We start from the raw sequence: 454 nt of genomic DNA, 5'->3' as shown, positions 1-454 counted from the left end.
ATTGTCGGCCGCGATTTCGAAAACCAGGCCGGTGTAGTAGTCGAGCGGGCGGCCGAACGCGGCGTCGTAGCGGATTTTATCGGCCGGCAAGCCATGCGCTTCGATCGCCTTGGCGCGGGCTGCGAACTTTTCCAGCGCGACATCGAGTGACAGACCGGCGTCGGCGGCGAAGGTCTCCAGCGCCTGGGCCGCGCGATCTAGCGGAACGTCGATCGCCAGAAAATCCTTCAGCGCGGAAAACGCCTCGCTCGACAGCCGAACGCTGCGCAATTCGGCTTTCTCGATCAGCCGCCGGGCAATGTCGGACGGCGCGCGTCCGGCGGACGCCGACAGGCCGGCCTCTTCCATGCCGCTGGCGATATGGGCGGAAAGACCGTCCAGATCACCGTCGAGGACCAGAGCGGCGACCGGACCCGAGAGCTGGCTGTTGCGCGGCGGGTTGGCAAGATCGGCG

Annotated in this window: 1 pseudogene; it reads right to left on the bottom strand. The window is 66.5% G+C overall.

Going from position 1 to position 454, the window contains the following annotated elements:
- Positions 1-454, bottom strand: a pseudogene (hisZ, locus tag EN969_RS34880) (ATP phosphoribosyltransferase regulatory subunit); the annotation flags it as partial.

Origin of the sequence: Mesorhizobium sp. M7A.F.Ca.CA.003.01.2.1, from assembly GCF_003998945.1 — a bacterium.
In the GTDB taxonomy this organism is placed as follows: domain Bacteria; phylum Pseudomonadota; class Alphaproteobacteria; order Rhizobiales; family Rhizobiaceae; genus Mesorhizobium; species Mesorhizobium ciceri.
The sequence above is the reverse complement of the archived record's forward strand: the minus strand, read 5'-3'. Positions and strand labels throughout refer to the sequence as shown.